At 59.2% G+C, this 240-nt stretch carries 1 protein-coding gene; it reads right to left on the reverse strand.

Translation table 11 applies throughout. The features are described from left to right. On the reverse strand, positions 1–187 hold a 187-nt coding region (locus AC1RPK_RS07815), incomplete at its 3' end, for an uL23 family ribosomal protein (RefSeq protein WP_481769367.1). Positions 188–240 lie beyond the last annotated feature (53 nt).

Consider the following 240-nt stretch of genomic DNA (forward strand, 5'->3'; position numbering starts at 1 on the left):
GGTTCAGGGTGTTCACCGACGCGACCTCGACCTTGAAGATCGACTCGATGGCGAGCTTGATCTCGGTCTTGTTCGAACGCGTGTCGACGAGGAAGGTGTACTTGCCCTCGTCGATCAGGCCGTAGCTCTTCTCGGAGACGACCGGGGCGATGATGATGTCGCGCGGGTCCTTGTTGACGGCGGCCATTACGCGTTCACCTCTTCCTTCTTGGTCTTGGACGAGATGAACGACTCGAGCGC

This window comes from Dellaglioa sp. CoH-55-MRSF-6 (assembly GCF_056782215.1).